General features: G+C 61.4%; 15 protein-coding genes. 6 read left to right on the top strand and 9 right to left on the bottom strand.

Translation table 11 applies throughout. From position 1 onward, the window contains the following. Positions 1–7 precede the first annotated feature (7 nt). Both ACY4LX_RS21090 and ACY4LX_RS21085 read left to right on the top strand, forming a co-directional pair. A complete protein-coding gene (locus ACY4LX_RS21090) occupies positions 8–577 on the top strand; it encodes a YceI family protein (protein WP_463257715.1) in 570 nt (189 codons plus the stop codon). Positions 578–684: 107 nt separating this feature from the next. Further along, a complete protein-coding gene (locus ACY4LX_RS21085; protein ID WP_149661672.1) occupies positions 685–1,488 on the top strand; it encodes a hypothetical protein in 804 nt (267 codons plus the stop codon). Positions 1,489–1,526: 38 nt separating this feature from the next. Here the strand turns inward: ACY4LX_RS21085 and ACY4LX_RS21080 are convergent, their stop codons facing one another. Together ACY4LX_RS21080 and ACY4LX_RS21075 are read right to left on the bottom strand one after the other, a co-directional pair. Further along, complete coding sequence (locus ACY4LX_RS21080; protein WP_463257714.1) at positions 1,527–2,270, bottom strand: hypothetical protein; 744 nt, start codon at positions 2,268–2,270, stop codon at positions 1,527–1,529. A gap of 433 nt (positions 2,271–2,703) precedes the next feature. Then, positions 2,704–3,795 carry a Gfo/Idh/MocA family protein gene (locus ACY4LX_RS21075; RefSeq protein WP_463257713.1) on the bottom strand — a complete coding sequence of 364 codons (1,092 nt, stop codon included), beginning with the start codon at positions 3,793–3,795 and terminating at the stop codon, positions 2,704–2,706. A 228-nt stretch (positions 3,796–4,023) separates the two neighbouring features. Between ACY4LX_RS21075 and ACY4LX_RS21070 the strand changes: the two genes are divergently transcribed. After that, positions 4,024–5,244, top strand: a complete 1,221-nt coding sequence (locus ACY4LX_RS21070; RefSeq protein ID WP_149661675.1) for an MFS transporter — start codon at positions 4,024–4,026, stop codon at positions 5,242–5,244. A 1-nt stretch (position 5,245) separates the two neighbouring features. On the opposite strand, the gene ACY4LX_RS21065 is transcribed toward ACY4LX_RS21070, so the two are convergent. The 3 genes from ACY4LX_RS21065 to ACY4LX_RS21055 form a co-directional block, all read right to left on the bottom strand. Further along, complete coding sequence (locus tag ACY4LX_RS21065; RefSeq protein ID WP_463260623.1) at positions 5,246–6,133, bottom strand: LysR family transcriptional regulator; 888 nt, start codon at positions 6,131–6,133, stop codon at positions 5,246–5,248. 194 nt (positions 6,134–6,327) lie between these two features. Further along, positions 6,328–7,434 carry an alkene reductase gene (locus ACY4LX_RS21060; RefSeq protein ID WP_463257712.1) on the bottom strand — a complete coding sequence of 369 codons (1,107 nt, stop codon included), beginning with the start codon at positions 7,432–7,434 and terminating at the stop codon, positions 6,328–6,330. Between the two features lie 134 nt (positions 7,435–7,568). Further along, positions 7,569–10,970, bottom strand: coding sequence for an Ig-like domain-containing protein (locus tag ACY4LX_RS21055; protein WP_463257711.1), 3,402 nt, complete (start codon positions 10,968–10,970; stop codon positions 7,569–7,571). Positions 10,971–11,261: 291 nt separating this feature from the next. Between ACY4LX_RS21055 and ACY4LX_RS21050 the strand changes: the two genes are divergently transcribed. After that, complete coding sequence (locus ACY4LX_RS21050) at positions 11,262–11,984, top strand: GNAT family N-acetyltransferase (protein WP_463257710.1); 723 nt, start codon at positions 11,262–11,264, stop codon at positions 11,982–11,984. Between the two features lie 117 nt (positions 11,985–12,101). On the opposite strand, the gene ACY4LX_RS21045 is transcribed toward ACY4LX_RS21050, so the two are convergent. After that, positions 12,102–12,542 carry a hotdog fold domain-containing protein gene (locus tag ACY4LX_RS21045; RefSeq protein ID WP_463257709.1) on the bottom strand — a complete coding sequence of 147 codons (441 nt, stop codon included), beginning with the start codon at positions 12,540–12,542 and terminating at the stop codon, positions 12,102–12,104. A gap of 163 nt (positions 12,543–12,705) precedes the next feature. Here ACY4LX_RS21045 and ACY4LX_RS21040 point away from each other — a divergent pair, with 163 nt between their 5' ends. Beyond that, entirely contained in the window at positions 12,706–13,338 is a 633-nt protein-coding gene (locus tag ACY4LX_RS21040) for a TetR/AcrR family transcriptional regulator (RefSeq protein WP_463257708.1), read from the top strand. Positions 13,339–13,381: 43 nt separating this feature from the next. Here the strand turns inward: ACY4LX_RS21040 and ACY4LX_RS21035 are convergent, their stop codons facing one another. Both ACY4LX_RS21035 and ACY4LX_RS21030 read right to left on the bottom strand, forming a co-directional pair. After that, complete coding sequence (locus tag ACY4LX_RS21035) at positions 13,382–14,497, bottom strand: DmpA family aminopeptidase (RefSeq protein ID WP_463257707.1); 1,116 nt, start codon at positions 14,495–14,497, stop codon at positions 13,382–13,384. Between the two features lie 152 nt (positions 14,498–14,649). Continuing rightward, the gene (locus ACY4LX_RS21030) at positions 14,650–15,753 is read right to left on the bottom strand and encodes a polyamine ABC transporter substrate-binding protein (protein ID WP_149661680.1); all 1,104 of its coding nucleotides are present in this window, start codon (positions 15,751–15,753) and stop codon (positions 14,650–14,652) included. Between the two features lie 111 nt (positions 15,754–15,864). Between ACY4LX_RS21030 and ACY4LX_RS21025 the strand changes: the two genes are divergently transcribed. Then, positions 15,865–16,632, top strand: coding sequence for a helix-turn-helix transcriptional regulator (locus ACY4LX_RS21025; RefSeq protein WP_149661681.1), 768 nt, complete (start codon positions 15,865–15,867; stop codon positions 16,630–16,632). A 62-nt stretch (positions 16,633–16,694) separates the two neighbouring features. Here ACY4LX_RS21025 and ACY4LX_RS21020 read toward each other — a convergent pair whose 3' ends face one another. Next, positions 16,695–17,633 (bottom strand): class I SAM-dependent methyltransferase, encoded by a 939-nt coding sequence (locus tag ACY4LX_RS21020; RefSeq protein WP_463257706.1) that lies wholly within the window; start codon positions 17,631–17,633, stop codon positions 16,695–16,697. Between the last annotated feature and the right edge of the window lie 102 nt (positions 17,634–17,735).

Raw genomic sequence — 17,735 nt, 5'->3', positions numbered from 1 at the left:
GCATTCCATGCGCTTTCGATTTCCGCAGTTTGCCGCACTGTCGGCGGTGGTTGCGGTCGGTTTTTCCCCAGGGGCCCAGGCCGTCGAATACAGCCAGGTCAACACCGCGGCCAGCCAGATCAGCTTCACCTTCGACCAGTTTGGCTCGCGGGTCTACGGCACGTTCAGTCAGTTTGAAGGCACTCTTGATTTCGACACGCAAAACCCCGTCGCCGCCCACGCCGCCCTGCGTATTGAGCTGAGCAGCATTGATGCCGGCAGCAGTGACGCCAACACCGAGTTGCAAAAGCCTGCGTGGTTTGACACGTCCACCTACCCGCTGGGGACTTTTGAATCCACCAGCGTCAAAGCCCTGGGCGATAACCGCTATCTGTTTGCCGGTAACCTCACGCTCAAAACCATCACCCGTAAGGTCCAGGTTCAGGTCGAGTTGAAGCCGGAGAGTGGCATTGGGGTTTTTGTCGGTGAGTTCGCCCTCAATCGTGACGACTTCAAGATCGGCGCCGGAGAGTGGGCAGACGGTGTGGTCTCCAAAGACATCAACATCCGCTTTCGAATGGTAGCCCCGGAGCGTTAGCCCCCAGCGCTATATGCCAAGGTGCCACTACACAATCCCGCGCAACTGCTAAGCTTCGCCCGTGCAACGCCCACGTTGAACGCAACAATCTGCATGGAGGCAGACTGATGGTGATCAAACGCATTGCCGAAACACGTGTGCACGCGGTTCCCGAGCCGTTCGGTCGGGATGAAGTGGAGCGGGTGCTGGCGCTGCTCCTGGCCAGCCCGTTGTTTGCCAAATCCCGGCGAATGGGTGGCTTGCTGCGGTTTCTGGTCGAGCATGACTTGCAGTTGTCGAACACTCCTCTGACTGAACACGCCATTGGCCTCGCGGTGTTTCGCCGTGACCCGGCGGTGTATTCAACGGTCGACGATCCGGTGGTGCGGGTGCAGGTCGGCCGCCTGCGGCGCAAGCTCAACAGTTATTACACCACCCTCGGTCAACACGACCTGATGCGCCTGAGTTTGCCGGCCGGCAGTTATCGCCTGGCGTACGAACGGCTCAGGCCGAAAGTGGCCAGCCACCCTCATCCGGTGCTGCAACTGCAGCCGTTTACCTGCATCACCCATGATGGCGACGACTTTACCCGAGGCTTGTGCGAAGAGTTGAGTTGCCGGCTGTTCGAGTCCTTCGAGCATTCCCAGACCCATGCCAACCATGTGCTGATGAAGGTGCCATGCAGCAGCGTGAAAACGCCGGTGCCGGAGCGGGTGGGGCGTGGCAGTTATTCGCTGGAGGGCAGTGTGCGGGTGGAGCCGGCCCGGGTCCGGGCGTCGGTGCGCCTGATTGATGTGGCTCAGGGGCGGATTCGCTGGTCGGCACAATTTGATCGCAGTCACCCCTACGGCATCGCGACCCAGGAAGACCTGGCCGAATCGATCTGCCGTTCACTGACGGGCTATTTCGACCGGGGCAGTGACGATGCCTGAGAGAAGGGGCAACCGCGAGGTTGCCCCCGATGTCACCGTTACACCACAGTCCAGGAACCACCCGAGTAGAGACGGGTCGCGTTGTTATCGAAGGTGAGGTCGACCTCGATGGCCTGGGAGCGCGAGGTGCTGAACATGGTGCTGGTCTGCACATTCTGTTCGAACCAGACAAGAATGGTCTCGACAGGCGTCAGCACAGTCTGTCCGATAACCACTTGTTTAGTGGCCACGTAGATCGGGGTGGCGACTTGCTTGCCGTCGATGCCCGTGGACAACTGGCTGACGCCGGGGTGAATCGCACCGTATTGATTGACCAGCATGATGGAGGTGTCGGGCCCACCGGTGGTCGCATTGCCCAGCAAGCCGGACGAGTCAAGAATCGACTGTTGGCCCAGGCCGATGGTGACGAGGTTGGTCGACACATCCACTTGAACGTTGGCCTGGAACGAATTGGAGCCGAACAACTGGTATTGCGGCGTCCAACTGAAGGTGTTGTTGCTCAGGTAATTGACGTAGGACTGCCAGACCACGTTGTAGTCTTCGGTACCGACCTTCTTGGCAAAGCACAGCTTGTAGCCGGACTGCTTGAGCGTGGTCAGGTCACCGGAAGCGATCTGGATCTTGACCGATTTCTGGGTAGCGGCCAGGGTCGACGTCAGCACTTTGCTGTAGTCGGTGGTTTTCAGGGCCGTTGAACTTGAGGCGCCGAGAATCGATTTGACGGCCGCTTGAACGTCGTCGTGCAGTGCTTGTTGAGTGCTTGCAACGTTTGACTTACTCATGGTGTCCCTCTGTTCTGTCTGGGTTGTGTTTAGGCAATCAATGGGCAGCGGGCGTCGAATCCGAGCAACCATCAGGCAGCACCCGTGACAGGTCTTCCATGCCTCCACTGGCGGGAGGCGGGCGATGCCGATGATGTGTCACAACCCTGTAAGCCCATTGACGGCTTCACACTAGGCGCGGCGGGCAGGGGGGCGAAGTGTCTTGACGTTACATTCGTGATGGGGGTTTGCAGGGGATTGTTCGGGCAGGTAACAGGTTGGGTAACGGGGTTGTATCAAAGCCGCTCGGGTTTTGTGATGGCGCCGGTGATTCGATTCTGGCGTTTGTAGTCAGGCGCCGAGCAGGAACGTATTGCCATGAAGCCAAGCTTCGAGACCCCCCCCTCGCCACACAAGCCGCCTCACCACATAACCCTGTGCCACAGGTGATAAGTCAGAGCGGTAATTGATTTCCAACCTTGGCCACATCCAGCAACCGATGCATCCGAACCGCATCCTCAAACGTCGCCGCCGCGTGAGTGCCATCCGCCAGGTCCTGGGCAAACACGTGATACAACTCTGCCAGTTCCAACACCGCCGAGGGCAATCCGGATTCGGGCAGGCGTTGATAACTGTCCGGCACTGGCAGGCTTTGCAACGGCTGGTCATCGCCGTGGGCACCCTCGATCACGTAGTCATCGCCCACGCCACCGAAGGCGGAACGGTTGGTGATTTTCAGGTCGCCCTGGTCGCCGGTGATGTCGATCTGCACGCCGGAACCGTTGCGTTTGCCGCCCTCGATATGGATCGACACCACCGCGCCGTTTTCCAACAGGCCACTGAGCACCAGTTGATCCGGCGCGGTGCTGTCCAGCACTTCGCCGGTTTCGACGATGGTGACTTTCGGGAACTGGCTGACGGTCAGCCCCGACACTTTCAGCGGCCAACCGGTGGCGGTGAACAGCATGTCGAGGAAGTGCCCGGCATAAATCGCAATGACGCTGGAGAAGTTTTCTTCCGGGGCCGTCCAGCGCAAAGAATTGGAGCGCAGCGCCTGAAGATAATGCGTGCTGACGTGCAGGCGCACCGAGCGCAATTGGCCCACATACCCTTGTTGCAACAGGTCTTGCAGATAACGGTTGTGCGGCGCGTGGCGGCGTTGCAGGCCGACGATGTGACGCACGCCGGCATCCTTGGCCAGGTGCAGTAATTGTTCGGACGCCGCAGTGGTGGTGGTCAGCGGCCATTCGCAGTAGACGTCTTTGCCGGCGGCGATGGCGGCGCGCACGGTTTGCTCGTGTTGCGGTGCGGTGTTGAGCACCACCACCAGGTCCACTTCGGGGTTATTCACCAAGGCGTCGAGGGAGTCGGCGACCTGTGGAATGCCGTATTCGCTGGCCGCCGTTTCGGCGCGTTCGCGGTGTTCGCTGTACACCGCTTGCACCCGGTATTGCGGCAGCAGCGCCAATACACGCAGGTGACCGTGGCGGGCCCACGTGCCAACGCCGACGATGCCGACGCGAATGGGGGAACGTGAAGTTGTCATGGGTGTGGCCTCGTAAGGTTGATGGCAGACGAGGCGAAGTCTAGGGAGCGCAGGCTTTGGGAAAAACAGCCTGGAGGGCCGAGCTCTTTGGACAGTAACGGCGCTAATCCGTGGCCCGGAGCGTCGGATTGCGGAGTCATCGATCCACAGTGATCGGAGCGCTGCACCGTTTTTCCGTGCCGGGCCGCTCCCTACCATGGCTCCACTTATAACTGTGGAGCTTTCCCCATGAACGACATACACGTGATACCGGCCACCCCGGCGCTTGCGCTTGAGCCGCCATCCTCCGCCCGCGACTGGCTGTCGGTGTTCTCGGTCGCCCTCGGCGCCTTCGCGTTTGTCACCACCGAATACCTGCCGGTGGGCATCCTGCCGCAGATTGCCAACAGCCTGGACATTACCGATGGTGTCGCGGGGTTGATGGTGACCGTGCCGGGCATCGTCGCGGCCGTCTCGGCACCGGCGATCATGCTGGGCGCCGGGAAGATGAATCGACGGCATCTGCTGCTGTTATTGACGCTGTTACTGGTGGCTTCCAACGTGGTATCGGCGCTGGCGCCTTCGCTGACGATCATGCTGCTCGGCCGAGGTCTGTTGGGTGTCGCACTGGGCGGTTTCTGGGCCGTGGCAATTGCGGCGGCCGGGCGCTTGGTCAGCGAAGCAAAAGCCGCAAAAGCAACGGCGCTGATCTTCGGCGGCATCACCCTGGCGACGGTGCTCGGGGTGCCGTTCGGGACCTTTGTCAGCACGTTGTTTTCCTGGCGGATATCGTTTGCGGCGACAGCGGGGTTGGCGTTGCTGACGTTGCTCGCGCAGTGGCTGACCTTGCCGTCGTTGCCGTCCCGCGAAGGCTTGCAGGTGCGCGCATTGTTGGGTTTCCTGCGCCGCAGCAACGCCCGACGCAGCATGTTGCTGTTGGGCACGGTCGTGGCGGCACACTTCACGGCCTACACCTACATCGCGCCATTCCTTGGGCAAAACGCCGGTTACACGCCGAGTGCAATCACCGGGATCCTGCTCGGCTTCGGCCTGGTCGGCATGCTCGCCAACTTCGCGATGGCTGGGAGCATCGTCAAGCATCTGCGCCTGTCCCTGGGGGCGGTGGTGGTGTTGATGGTGATCGCGCAACTGGCCTTGCCCGCGCTGCATGGCTGGGGCGTGGCATTGGCGGTTCTGGTCTGGGGCATTGCTTATGGCGCGATTCCATTAGGCGTCAGCACCTGGATGCAACTGACCTCGCCACAATTGCCCGAAGCCAGTTCCGCCATGTTGGTGACCACCTTCCAGGTGGCAATCGCCTCGGGTTCGCTGTTTGGCGGCTTGATGGTCGATCACTTCGGCGTGCCGTCGGCGCTGTGGCTCGGTGCGGTGATCGGTGTGCTCGGGTTGGCGGTGATGCTCAGTTTCGGCATCAGCAAGGCCCCGATTGCCGAGGCCCTGCAACGCTAGTTCAAACCTTGAGAATGTTGTCCTTGAAGAAATCGATCAACACCCGCAGCCTCGGTGCGGTCTGCTTTGATGCAGGCCAGAGCATCCACAGGTTGCCGGTGTGGTCGGTGTAGTCCGCCAGCACCACCTTCAGCCTGCCATCGGCCAACGGCTGACGGATTGAAAAGTCCGGCAGGCAGGCAATCCCCACCCCATCCAGCGCCAGATACGTCAGCGGATCCATCGTGGTGCAGGCCATGGCCTTCGCCAGATTCGGCTCGATGTGCGTATCGCCGACGCGCAGCGGCCAGCGCTCGATCATCCCCGTCGCCGGAAACTTGTGCAGCAACGCCACGTGGTTGATCAGCTCGTCCGGGTGCGTCGGTTCGCCGTGGCGTTCCAGGTACGCGGGCGAGGCCACCAACTGCAATTGATAGCCGCCCAACTTGCGCGCCATCAGCCGCGAATCCTGCGGCGCGCCGGTGCGGATCACCGCGTCGAAGCCTTCCTCGATCACGTCCACCATGCGGTCGGACATGTCCACGTCCAGCTCGATGTCCGGGTAGGCGCGCATGAACCCGGCGAGCACCGGCATGATCAACACGTTCTGAATCGGCACGCTGATGCGCACCTTGCCCTTGGGCGTGGCGGACAACTCCAGCAGCTCCATTTGCGCGGCTTCCACTTCGCTGAGGATGCGCTTGCAACGGTCCAGGAACAGCTCGCCTTCGGTGGTCAGGGTGACGCTGCGGGTGCTGCGATGGAACAGCCGCACCCCCAGGCGTTCTTCCATGCGCGCCACGCTTTTGCCGACGGCTGAGGAGGAGATTTCCAGCAGGCGCCCGGCTTCGGTAAAACTGCGGGTTTCGGCCACCTGAATGAAGGCCGTGATACCGCTGAGGCTGTCCATCATGGGAGGTGTGCTCGATGCAGGAGGGTTGACGCAGAGTAGAGGCGGGCGGGGGATTTGCAAAGGGTGATAGGGTAAATCGAGGTGACGCCTTCGCGGGCAAGCCTCGCTCCTACAATGGATCGCGTGATCTCTGTAGGAGCGAGGCTTGCCCGCGAAGGCGTCCGAACATTCAACGCATGGGCCGGGACCTGTCAGGCACTGTGCTGATAAAACGGATAATCCGTAAACCCGACCTCATTACCCCCATAAAACGTATCCCGGTCATAAGCATTCAACGGTCGACCCTGGCGAATCCGCTCCGGCAAATCCGGGTTGGCAATAAAGTCGCGCCCAAACGCCACCAGGTCCGCATCGCCCGCGCGCAAAATCTGCTCGGCCGACTCGGCGGTGAAACCACCCGCCGCGATGATCAAACCGTCGTAATGCCGACGAATCAACTGTGCGGCCACGGGATTCTGGTCCTTGCTCTCATCGATCGAGTTGCCCAGCACACGCGGTTCGATCAAGTGCAGGTACGCCAGTTTCAACGGTGCCAATTGCTCCGCGACGTAGACAAACAACGCTTCGGGATCGCTGTCCTTCATGTCCCCGAACGTACCGCTTGGGCCCAGGCGCACCGCAACGCGCTCGCTGCCCCAGACCGAAATCACCGCGTTGGTGATGTCCAACAAAAACCGCGCACGCTTGGCGATGCTGCCGCCATAGGCGTCGGTGCGGCGGTTGCTGCCGTCCTGCAAGAACTGATCGATCAGGTAACCGTTGGCGCCATGGATTTCCACACCGTCAAAACCCGCAGCCAGGCCACGTTCGGCGGCGCTGCGGAAATCGTCCACCAGCGCTTCCACTTCCGCTTCGCTCAGCGCCCGGTGCGGAGTGCTCGGCACCCAGCCGCTGGCGGTGTAGGCCACGCCGTCGTACTCGACCGCCGATGGGGCCACCGGTTGTGCGCCGTCGGGCTGCATGTCGCTGTGGGACTGGCGACCGGCATGGAACAGTTGCAGGAAAATCTTCCCGCCCTTGGCATGCACCGCTTCGGTGATGGCTTTCCAGCCAGGGATTTGCGCGTCGTTATACAGGCCGGGCGAGCCGAGGTAGCCGTTGCCGGTAGTGGACACGACCGTGGCTTCGGAAATGATCAAGCCGCCGTCGGTGGCCCGTTGCGAGTAGTACTCGGCCATCAACGCGCCGGGCAGGTCGCCGGGCTCGGAACGCATGCGGGTCAGGGGGGCCATGACCACGCGGTGGGCGAGGGTGTGCGGGCCGATGTTGATCGTGGAAAGCAGGGTGGGGTGATGCATGGTGACCTCCAATGAGTGAATGGAGGCCACCTTAAGCTGATTGCCTGATGGGAAAAACGGGCCGGCGATCCGCTCTCTCTGGACCGATTGTTCCGTAATCGATTGGCGCCCGGTCTTGAGTCAGGCCCCCATCGTTAATGCGCCGCGATGGGCGCCGTCACCGTTTTCCCAAGGGCCGAGCGAACCGTGGCGGTGGGGCTTGGCGTCGGGCCGTCACCGGTGGTGGTGACAGACAGCCGCCAGCGTGCGCCGGTCCCGCTCGGCGTCAGTGCCGCCGCACCGAGATTGAGCGCCCCGCCCGTGGTGCTCGCGCTGACCGTGATGCTGTTGCCTGCCGCCCGCGAGGTGGTTCCCGCTAAATCCCAGGTGTAGCGGCTGTTGCTGCGGGCGACGACCGTGGCGCTGGTCACCTGCAAGTCTTCATTGACTGCCGCCGCGCTGACCGCCACCGACACTGCGGCCGGTTTGTCCGAGACCGCGTCCTTGCTGTCGCTGGCCTGGTAGGTGAAGGTCGCGGTGAACGGCGCGCTGACCACGGCCGGCGGGGTGTAGACCACGCGCAGGCCGTCGGTGCTGACCGTGCCCTGGCCCGAATCCGGCTGGCTCAGGCCCACCACTTTGAGCGGCAGGTTGCCGTCGGGGTCGGTGTCATTGGCCAACACGTTAATGGTCAGCGGCTGGCCATTGTTGCTGATGGCGTTGTCGGGGTTGGCCACGGGTTTTTTATTCGGGCCGTTGTTTTCCTCACCTTGATCACCGGTGCGGAAGGTCGGCAGCGCGGCGGAGTTCACGTAGGTGACACCGTCCCAGCCGGGCAGGGGCGTGGGCATCAATTGGAACTGCCCGGGGTGCTCGATATCCCAGCGCAGCAGCATCGAGGTGTCTTCGTGCTGGGTGTTGTGGCAATGCTCCATGTAGGTTCCGGCGAACTCACGAAAGTGGATCGCCATTTCCACATCCACGGAACTGTCGATGCCTTCACCGATACGATAGACGTCCTTGCGCGCCCATTTTTCCCATTCCGGCGGCGCTTTGCCGTCGCGGCTGAGGATGACCCCTTCTTCAAAATGCACGTGCACCGGGTGGTTCCAGCCGTTGCCGCCATTCTCGATTTTCCACACCTCAAGGGTGCCGTCACCGGCATAGCCCGCGTCGGTCGGACCGTTGGCCAATTGCGGCGCAGCACTAATGCGGCGCGGGTCCATGTCGTAACCCAGGCCACCGTCGGTCTTGATGGTCCAGGGCGCCTCGTCGGTGCCGTCGGAGCGACCGAATACAAAATGACGATGCCGCGCCAGTTTGAGTTTGGCCTGGTCGCTGGGGTTATCGCGGTCGATGGTCAACGGGATCATTGTCTTGCCGGCGGGCTTGCCGGGTTTGGCCGGTTCGAAGTCTGCGGGGTTCATGCTCAGGTCCTGGCCGCTGTAGGGCTGGACCAGCAGTTGCAGGAACTTGCCGACGGCCGGGTCGCCCTTGTCCCATTGCGGGCCTTTGCTGGTCTGCTTGATCACCGCTTTGTATTTCTCGGACAACACGTCCGCCAGGGCCAGTTCGTTCTTCTCCGGGCCTTTGCCGGTGCGGTGTTCCAGCAGGTTGACGAAGTACAGCTTGTCGCCGGGCTGGATGCCGTTTTTCGCGAAGTTGACGATGATGTCGTAGCGTTCGGCAATGCCTTGGGTCGGCAGGATCGCGTTGTGGTCCTGACGGTCACCGTCGCCGTCCAGGTCCATGCTGCCGTCGAACGGCACCGTGTGTTCCATGAGATTGCCGTCGTTGCCGATCATATGGAACGGCACGCGATTGTAGGAAACCCCCGAGCCCGCCGGCCCTGGAAACTCGCCGCCGTTGCCGCTGATTTCACGCACCAGGGCCAACTTGAAGAAGCGCGACACCGAGCCGTTGAGGATGCGGAAGCGATAGCTGCGCGCACGCACTTTGAGGCGTGGCTGGTACTGCCAGTTGACCAGGATCTGATCGCCGAGAAAGCCGTCGGTGTTGAACGGGTTGAACCACAACTGACCGTTCTCGTCCCAGGCCTTGTCGGCCACCAGCAGGTTGACGTCATAGTCGCGGTTGCCCCAGGGCAGCGCCGAACCGCTGGGCAAGCGCAGGTTGACGCCGTCGTCGATGGCTTCGTTGCCGCGGTCGAGGGCGCTGTAGTAATTCATCATCACCGCGTTGCCCTTGTAGACGTTCTGTGCGGTGAAATCGAGCATGTGGTCGTGGAACCAGTGAGTGCTCATGGTCTCGCGCCAGTCGCCACGAATCTTGATGCTGCCGTGGTCACAGGTCTTGAGGCCGGGGTTGGCGTCGTTGACGTACAGGGTTTCGCCCGGTGAGCAGGGGAACGCCGCCCGCGGGTCCTGGGCGGTGGTGTTGATCGTGTCGTAGCCGGCCAGTTGCAGCGGCCAGCGATAGTCGTAGTACTGCCCCGGAAAGAAGAACGCGTTGGTATAGCCGTCGCTTTCTGCCGGCGAGTGCCCGTTGTGTTCGTGGGTGCTGATGGTGTGCAGGCCGAAACCCATGTTGGCGGCCGGGTCTATCGGCAGGGCGTTGTAGTGCCGCATCAGCACCGGTTGGCCGTAACGCACCATGAGCAATTTGGGCGGAAAGGTGCCGTCGAAGGTCCACAGCGCATTGTGATTCTGAACCGGCATGCTGGGGTGGAACCGGGTATCGATGCCTTTGGTGGTGCCCGTCGTGGTCGGAATGTCCGAGGTCTGGTAGTAGAGCCCGCCGGGGCCGAATTCACCGACGGCGTAGTTATGCAATTGCTTACGGTCGCGCATGCCGCCATTGAGTTTGGCGCCTGCTTGCACGGTTTTGAAGGCGACCTGTGGATAGAACTCGTTCCAGCGCTGATGCGACCAGCCTTTGCCCGGTGGCCGGCCCTCGGCGGGCGAACCCACCGGGTGGCGGTTGAGGAAGGCTTCGATCTGTGCCTTCCAGGGGTTGCGGTCCAGCACATTGGAGAACTGCGCCGGAAACGGAAACAACCCCGGCTGACGCATGAAGGCTTCGATTGCGGCACTGGATGGACCGCTGCGGGCGACGTTGTTCGGGTCTTGTTGGGGCGCCGGGCCGAGGGTCGGCACCGGGAAGGTCAGGGTCGGTGGCGGGGTGGTCGGGTCGAGTTTTTCCGTGCCGAACTCTTCGAATAACAGCAATTGCTGGGTAAAAGGCTCGGCCCCAAACAAGGGGCTGGGTTTGCCATTGGTGGGGAAGTTGAACGACGTTTGCAGAGACGGGGGCAATACGTTGTCGGCCCGTGGTGTAGTGCGGTCGCCGAACACGCCATTGGGCAGGGCAATCGCGCCTTGATTGGCCTCAGGCAAGGTTTTCAGTGCTTCCAGCGCAGCCTTGGGATCGGCCGGGGGATTGGTAAAGGCCGAGGGATCCGTGGGGGGCGGTTGCCCGACATCATCGATCGGTGCAGCGCTGACTGTGGTCAGGCTGAAGGTGATGAGCATGACGGAGGCGACACCCGAACCCAGCAAACGGCTGGGCCAACGGTGCTCCGATGCTGGGCTTTTCATTTTTTTTTCCCCTTGCGTCAGGCCGGCACGGCGAGAGCAGCCATCACCTGGAAGCGAGGGCCGTCGGTGCGTTAAAGAGGAACAAAGCAAAAGCCGCGCCATGGGCGATTTTTTGTTTAAACCGTTTGCTAATCAACGGGTTGCATTGATTTTTATTTGTGTGAGAAAGCCTGTTTCGCTGGGGCAACCCCTCAGTTTCGGGGAATTGCCCCGTCGCGCGTTATGATGGCCGCACTCGCGACGCATTCTTCACGTCGCGGGTACGCCTTAACCGCCGGAGTCAGTCGCGCAATGCCCCAGATCAGCCATTTCAAAACCCCGTGCCCCGAGCACATCACCAGCCAGATCCTGCAACTGGTGGTCGACAACCTGACCGACATCAGCGCGGTCGCTCTGCCGCAAAGCAACCTGCTGTACAACGTGTACCAATACGCGATCGGCTATGAGGTCCACCTGTATCTGGAGGCGTTGAACGGGGCCAAGGGGCTGGCGGTCGAGTTGATCGTGGCGACGGATGTGGACGACCCCGAGAAGGTCATCGGCTTCGTGCTGTACCTGCCGGTCAAGGACGATCCCGAGGCGTGCGGTGTGGCCTATATGGCCGTCGATGCCAGCTATCGCGGCCAGGGTGTTGCCCGGGCGATGCTGCGGGAAATGGTCGGCCGCTACCCTCACGCTGAGTTGACGTGCAGCGTTGGAAAGGTCCCGTATTTTGAAGCGATGGGCTTCCAGGTGCTGGGTGTGCGCGCCACGCAAGTGCTGATGAACACCCGCGATCACGGGACCGACGGCCTGATGGCGGTGCTGGACACGGCACCGATCTACAGCGCGTTGGAAGTGCGGCAGATTCATACCTACCTGCTGCAAAAGCACGGCAAACGGGCGATGACCGATGCCGAGAAACAGCGCGACCGGCATCTGGATCAGTTGACGCGCAAGGCCAATGAGTTTGTGCGCGGGCGGTTGGGTGATGAGGCCGTGCCAGCCATGGCGCCGAGATTGCGGTTGGTCTGACCACACATCCCCCCTGTAGGAGCGAAGCTTGCTCGCGAAGGCGTCCTGTTGGCCGACATCAATGTTGGATGTGCCGGCCCCTTCGTGAGCAAGCTTCGCTCCTACAGTTAAAAGTGTTTAGGAAAGCTTCACGTTCATGGTGATCCGCGCCGTGAACACCTTCTTGCCCTCGGCATCGTGAATGTCCACCGGCACCATCTTGTCGCCCTCGGTCAGCCAGTCCACCGCTTCCCCATCCGCGACCGCCGTCACATCCGTCTTGGCCTTGGCCAGGTACTCCACCGTCATGCCTTTCGGAATCCAGCGCGCGCCTTCGGGAATTGACACGTTGGTCATCGTGCCGGCCGCCAGTTCCGCGGCATTGCACAGGGCGATCGCATGCACGGTGCCCAGGTGGTTGGTGATTTCCCTGGAAAACGGCACCTGCACGCTCGCATAGCCTTGGCGCAGTGCCGAGAAAACCGGGTGGATGGTGCTGAAGTAGGGCGCCATCTGGCACACCATTTTGCTGAACGCGTCGGGGCCGGCGCTGGTGTACAGGCTGAGAACCTGGTTCATGTTGAAGCCTCGCTGAGGGGGGGATTAACAGAATGATGTTCCGTAACAGAATAATGTTCTGTTACGGAACAGTATTCTGTCGATGGGAAATCTGTCAACCTAGCGCGACTTATCCGTGGGCAGGTGTCTGCCTTACCGTTGATTTTTTGGGCTTGTGTTCAGCATGGAAACTGCAGATTTACTCGAGCGCTGCTACCCCGGACGAAGAGCCGAACTCAAGCGCGACATTTTTCGAAAAGCCCTCAAGCTGTTCAATGAGCAGGGGATCGAGGCCACGACCATCGAGATGATCCGCGCCGAATGCGATACCAGCGTCGGTGCGATCTACCACCATTTCGGCAACAAGGAAGGCTTGGTGGCGGCGCTGTTTTTCACTGCGCTGGACGATCAGGCGCAGCTTCGCGACAGCTATCTGGCCGACGCCGAAACGACGCGCGCCGGGGTTTACGCGCTGGTGCACAGTTATGTGGACTGGGTCGATAACCAGCCCGAGTGGGCACGGTTCCAGTACCACGCGCGATTTGCCGTGACCAAAGGACCGCTCAAGGATGAATTGGCGACCCGCAACAAAACCCGCAACCGCCAGTTGTGGGAGTGGCTGTCAGCCCCGGAGCGGGGCGATGAGTTGAAAGGGGTTCCGGCGGAATTGATGCCGTCGCTGATCATCGGTCAGGCGCAAAGCTACTGCCGGACGTGGTTGTCGGGGCGGGTGAAGGGACGGCCGAAGGATTATCGGGACCTGCTGGCAGAAGCAGCGTGGCGATCGATATGTACGGGGGACGCCTGCGATCCATGAGCATCCCCCGTTGCGGTGGTGTCAGCGACTTCGGGAGGTTCTTTTATTGGGCTCCCGGCCAACCTGCCTGGCGCAAGGCATCGAGCAGTGTTGTGGCATCCAGCCCCGGCACTGCATGCCCGTTACCCTCAGCCGTTTCACCCGCCAGCAGGGCATTAATGATCGCTTCCTCGACGGCTTCGGTCGCGGCCAGAAACAGTTCGCTGATGTGGTCATTGTTGACCATGCGCAGGTTGTCGCAGGTCGGCGCTTTCTTGCTTTCATACGCCGCGGGCGGCACATCATTGCCCGTGGCGAAGGCGATGAAGATGTCGCCGCTGTGGTCTTCATTGCCCCCGCCGGTGCGGGCCAGGCCGAGGCTGGCACGTTGCGCGAGGCGGGTGCATTGGTGCGGCAGCAACGGCGCATCGGTGGCGAGGCAGACGACAATCGAGCCCATGCCCGGATGCGGCAGCGACGCCTTGAGAAACGGCGAGTCAGCCTTTTCCATATAGCGCCCGACCGGGTAACCATCGACGCGCAATTCGTTGCGAATGCCGTGGTTGGCCTGGACGATGGCGCCCACCGTCCAGCCACCCTGAGCGCTGCTCAAACGGCGCGACGCACTACCGATCCCACCCTTGAATTCATGGCAGATCATGCCGCTGCCGCCACCGACATTACCTTCGGTGACCGGTCCGCCGACGGCTGTATTCAGGGCTTCGGCCACGTGTTCGGGCGTCACGTGAAAACCGTTGATGTCGTTGAGCAAACCGTCGAACGTCTCCAGCACCACCGGCATGTTCCAGTAGAGTCGCCCGTCGTCCGGTTGCTGCTCGCGGTCCAGCACAATCAGCGCATCGCGCACCACGCCGAGGCTGTGGGTGTTGGTGAAGGCGATGGGGCTGGTCAACAGCCCGGCCTCGCGAATCCATTCCAGACCGGTCGCATCGCCATTGCCGTTGAGCACATGGACCCCGGCAAAACACGGCTGCTGGCTGGTGGAACCGGCGCGAGGTTCGATCACGGTAACGCCGGTGAGGATGTCGCGGCCGTTGGCGGTGCGGCCGCGCACATCGCTGTGGCCGACCCGCACGCCGGGTACATCAGTGATGGCATTGAACGGGCCGGGTTGCAGTTGGCCGAACTGGATATTCAGGTCGCGGGCACGTGGTTTCATTGTCGTTCTCATGTTCAAGTCAAACTCATTGGCAGGCCCCTTGTAGGCGCAAAGCTTGCTCGCGAAAGCGGTAGATCAGGCGGCGACATCTTTGTTGAATGGGATGGCCTCTTCGCGAGCAAGCTTTGCTCCTACAGGGGACGGCGGTGTTTTTACTGACCGTTCTTGATGTTGCTCCAGGAGCGCGTGCGCACACGTTCGATCTCGTGGGGCTGCGGTTGCAGGGTGAATGCCTTGGCGATCACTTCGGCGGAGGGGTAGATGTTGCTGTACCCGCGCACCTCGTCCGAGAGCAACACCGTCGCGTCTTTGTTGGCATTGGCGGTGAGCGCCAGGTTAGTAGCGGGGGCGACAACTTCGGGAAGGAGCAGGTAGTTGATAAAGGCCAGCCCCTGTTGTGGATTGCTGCCGTCCTTGACCATGACCAGGTTATCGGACCACATCGGCGCACCTTCGACCGGGATGCTGTATTCGATCTTTACACCCTTCGCCGCTTCATTGGCGGCTTGCATGGCTCCGAACACGGTGCCGGACCACGCCAGGGCGACGCAGATATCGCCGTTGGCCAGGTCGGTCTGGATCTTCGACGAATTGAAATAGGTGATGTGCGGACGCAACTTGAGCATCAGCGCTTCAGCTTTCTTGTAGTCCGCGGGGTTGCTGCTGTTGGGCGGCAGGCCGAGGTAGTGCAGGGCGATCGGGATGACCTCGGCTGGAGCGTCCAGAATCCCCACGCCACATTGGCTGAGCTTGGCCAGGTTTTCTTCTTTGAACAGCAGGTCCCAAGAATTCACTGGCGCCTGATCGCCGAGGACCGCGCGGACCTTGTCGACGTTGTAGCCAATGCCGTCGGTGCCCCACAGGTAAGGAACGGCGTATTGGTTATCCGGGTCGTTCGCGCGCAGCTTTTCCAGCAACACCGGGTCAATGTGGTGCAGATTGCTCAACTGGCTACGGTCCAGTTTCTGCAAGGCTCCGGCCTTGATGAGGGCCGGCAGAATGAAGTTGCTGGCCACCACCACGTCGTAACCGCTGTGACCGGTCATCAGCTTGGCTTCCAGTACTTCGCCACTGTCGAAGGTGTCATAGACGGGTTTGATCCCGGTGTCGCGCTGGAAATCCTTCAGCGTGGTCGGGCCGATGTAGTCAAACCAGTTGTAGACGTGCACGGTCGGTTCATCCGCCGCTGCGGCTGCTATCCAGGCCGACAGACAGGCGCCCAGTCCCAGGTTGATATACGTGCGATGACGACTCATGATGCGGCACTCCTGGCCTGCTACAGGCCGGTGGTCAATAAGTGCATGCAGCGTATCGACCGGGGTGCTCGTCACCCATTCCCATCATGGGTTACACAAAAGGGGTAGAGCGTGGAGGCGTTGCTGAAAGAGTTGCCGGTGCACCAAGGGCTGGCCCGAGTGTTTGGCGCGCTGGGCCGCGACGGTTTCTGGCGGGCGCTGGTGGATACCTTGCGGTTGCTGGTGCCGCTGGATAATGCTTTGGTCGCGGTGATGCAGGCGGGGCGGGTGCCGCAGCTGCTGATCGATTTCGACTCCCGTGCCAGCGCGCACGAGGAGGAGGAACTGGCTGACTACAGCGCCGGCATGTACCTGATCGATCCCTTCTACCAGGCAGCCTGCGCCGGCATCACTGACGGCTTGCACAGCCTCGATTCAGTGGCCCCGGACCAGTTTCAGCAGAGCGAGTACTACCAGAGTTACTTCCGCTCGGTGGTGGGCGGCGATGAATTGCAGTTCATGATTAATGTGGACGGCGCCGTGCTCGGTTTGTCGCTGGGTCGTTCGACGCGTTTCACGCCCGAAGAACACGGCCGACTTCTATGCGTGCGCGACTGGGTGCTGGCGGCGATGGGCCGACATCTGCAATTGGTGCCGCCGGAAGGGCCAACGACGGTGGCCGGGGATCTGGCGACCTTGCTCGATCGTTTCGACGCACGGTTGACGGTGCGTGAAGTCGAGACTGCGCGCCTGATCCTCCAGGGCTTCTCCAGCAAAGCCATCGCCCAACAACTGAGCATCTCCCCGGAAACGGTGAAGGTGCATCGGCGCAATCTTTACCACAAACTCAATGTCAGCGGGCATGGGGAGTTGTTTGCGTTGGTGCTGCAGCCGCGTTGAGGCTCGGGTTTTCACGCGGTCAATGTAGGCGCTGGCGAAGCCTGCGATCTTTTGATCTTCAGCTAGCCCTGCCGAAACACCAACGCCTTCAACCCGCACTCAATATCCGCATCCGGAAACTCCGGCGGATTCTCCAGCCGCTCGACAAAACTTAAACTCGGCGCCTCACGGGTAACGCCGTCAATCAAAAAGTCCGAACCAAACGCCGGATCATTCATGCAGGCCAGCACCGTCCCCTGTTCGGTGAGCAGTTCTGGCAACCGACGCAGCACCCGCTGGTAATCCTTGGTCAGCAAAAAACTGCCTTTCTGAAACGATGGCGGATCGATGATCACCAGGTCATAAGGTCCCTTGCCAATCACTTTGCCCCAGGACTTGAACAGGTCGTGGCCGAGGAATGTCACCTGGCTCACGTCGTGGCCATTGAGCCGATGGTTATCACGGCCACGGCTCAGCGCCGAACTGGACATGTCCAGGTTGACCACGTGCGCCGCACCACCCTCGATGGCCGCGACCGAAAACCCGCAGGTGTAGGCGAACAGGTTCAACACCCGCTTGCCGTCCGCATTCGCTCGCACCCAATCGCGGCCGTAGCGCATGTCGAGGAACAGCCCGGCGTTCTGTTTACGGCCCAGGTCCACCCGATACTTCAGGCCGCCCTCGGTGATGGTCATTTCTTCCAGCGCATCCCCAAGCAGCCATTCGGTGGTGCTTTGCAGCAGGTAACGGTGTTGCAGCAACAATGTATGCGCGCCGGATTGCTGCCATTCGGCGGCCCCGGTGAGGCCCATCAGCAGTTGCTTCAGATCCTCCAGCTGTTGCGGCTCCGGCTCCTTGAACAGCGACACCAGCACCACCCCCTGCAACCAGTCGACGGTCAACTGCTCCAGCCCCGGCCAGCAACGCCCACGGCCGTGGAACAAGCGGCGGGTTTCGGCCGGGGCGGTGGCCAGGGCGGTCAGCAGGTGGGTGTGCAGGGTGGCGAGGGCGTCAGGGTTCATCGGGCAACGTCGGCAATGTGAGTGGGCGGCATTTTAACCACAAATGAATCCCGGGGACGTCCGGATAGTTATCACGATTAATTTAACTTTACGTGAGGATTT

This window comes from Pseudomonas sp. Emmai, assembly GCF_055179735.1.
The sequence above is the reverse complement of the archived record's forward strand: the minus strand, read 5'-3'. Positions and strand labels throughout refer to the sequence as shown.

Excerpts from the sequence above, each read along its gene's own strand:
- ACY4LX_RS21055 (WP_463257711.1), bottom strand. The coding sequence starts at position 10,970 with ATGAAAAGCCCAGCATCGGAGCACCGTTGGCCCAGCCGTTTGCTGGGT.
- ACY4LX_RS21045 (WP_463257709.1), bottom strand. The coding sequence starts at position 12,542 with ATGAACCAGGTTCTCAGCCTGTACACCAGCGCCGGCCCCGACGCGTTC.
- ACY4LX_RS21065 (WP_463260623.1), bottom strand. The coding sequence starts at position 6,133 with ATGGACAGCCTCAGCGGTATCACGGCCTTCATTCAGGTGGCCGAAACC.
- ACY4LX_RS21080 (WP_463257714.1), bottom strand. The coding sequence starts at position 2,270 with ATGAGTAAGTCAAACGTTGCAAGCACTCAACAAGCACTGCACGACGAC.
- ACY4LX_RS21030 (WP_149661680.1), bottom strand. The coding sequence starts at position 15,753 with ATGAGTCGTCATCGCACGTATATCAACCTGGGACTGGGCGCCTGTCTG.
- ACY4LX_RS21020 (WP_463257706.1), bottom strand. The coding sequence starts at position 17,633 with ATGAACCCTGACGCCCTCGCCACCCTGCACACCCACCTGCTGACCGCC.
- ACY4LX_RS21035 (WP_463257707.1), bottom strand. The coding sequence starts at position 14,497 with ATGAAACCACGTGCCCGCGACCTGAATATCCAGTTCGGCCAACTGCAA.
- ACY4LX_RS21075 (WP_463257713.1), bottom strand. The coding sequence starts at position 3,795 with ATGACAACTTCACGTTCCCCCATTCGCGTCGGCATCGTCGGCGTTGGC.
- ACY4LX_RS21090 (WP_463257715.1), top strand. The coding sequence starts at position 8 with ATGCGCTTTCGATTTCCGCAGTTTGCCGCACTGTCGGCGGTGGTTGCG.
- ACY4LX_RS21070 (WP_149661675.1), top strand. The coding sequence starts at position 4,024 with ATGAACGACATACACGTGATACCGGCCACCCCGGCGCTTGCGCTTGAG.
- ACY4LX_RS21060 (WP_463257712.1), bottom strand. The coding sequence starts at position 7,434 with ATGCATCACCCCACCCTGCTTTCCACGATCAACATCGGCCCGCACACC.
- ACY4LX_RS21085 (WP_149661672.1), top strand. The coding sequence starts at position 685 with ATGGTGATCAAACGCATTGCCGAAACACGTGTGCACGCGGTTCCCGAG.
- ACY4LX_RS21040 (WP_463257708.1), top strand. The coding sequence starts at position 12,706 with ATGGAAACTGCAGATTTACTCGAGCGCTGCTACCCCGGACGAAGAGCC.
- ACY4LX_RS21050 (WP_463257710.1), top strand. The coding sequence starts at position 11,262 with ATGCCCCAGATCAGCCATTTCAAAACCCCGTGCCCCGAGCACATCACC.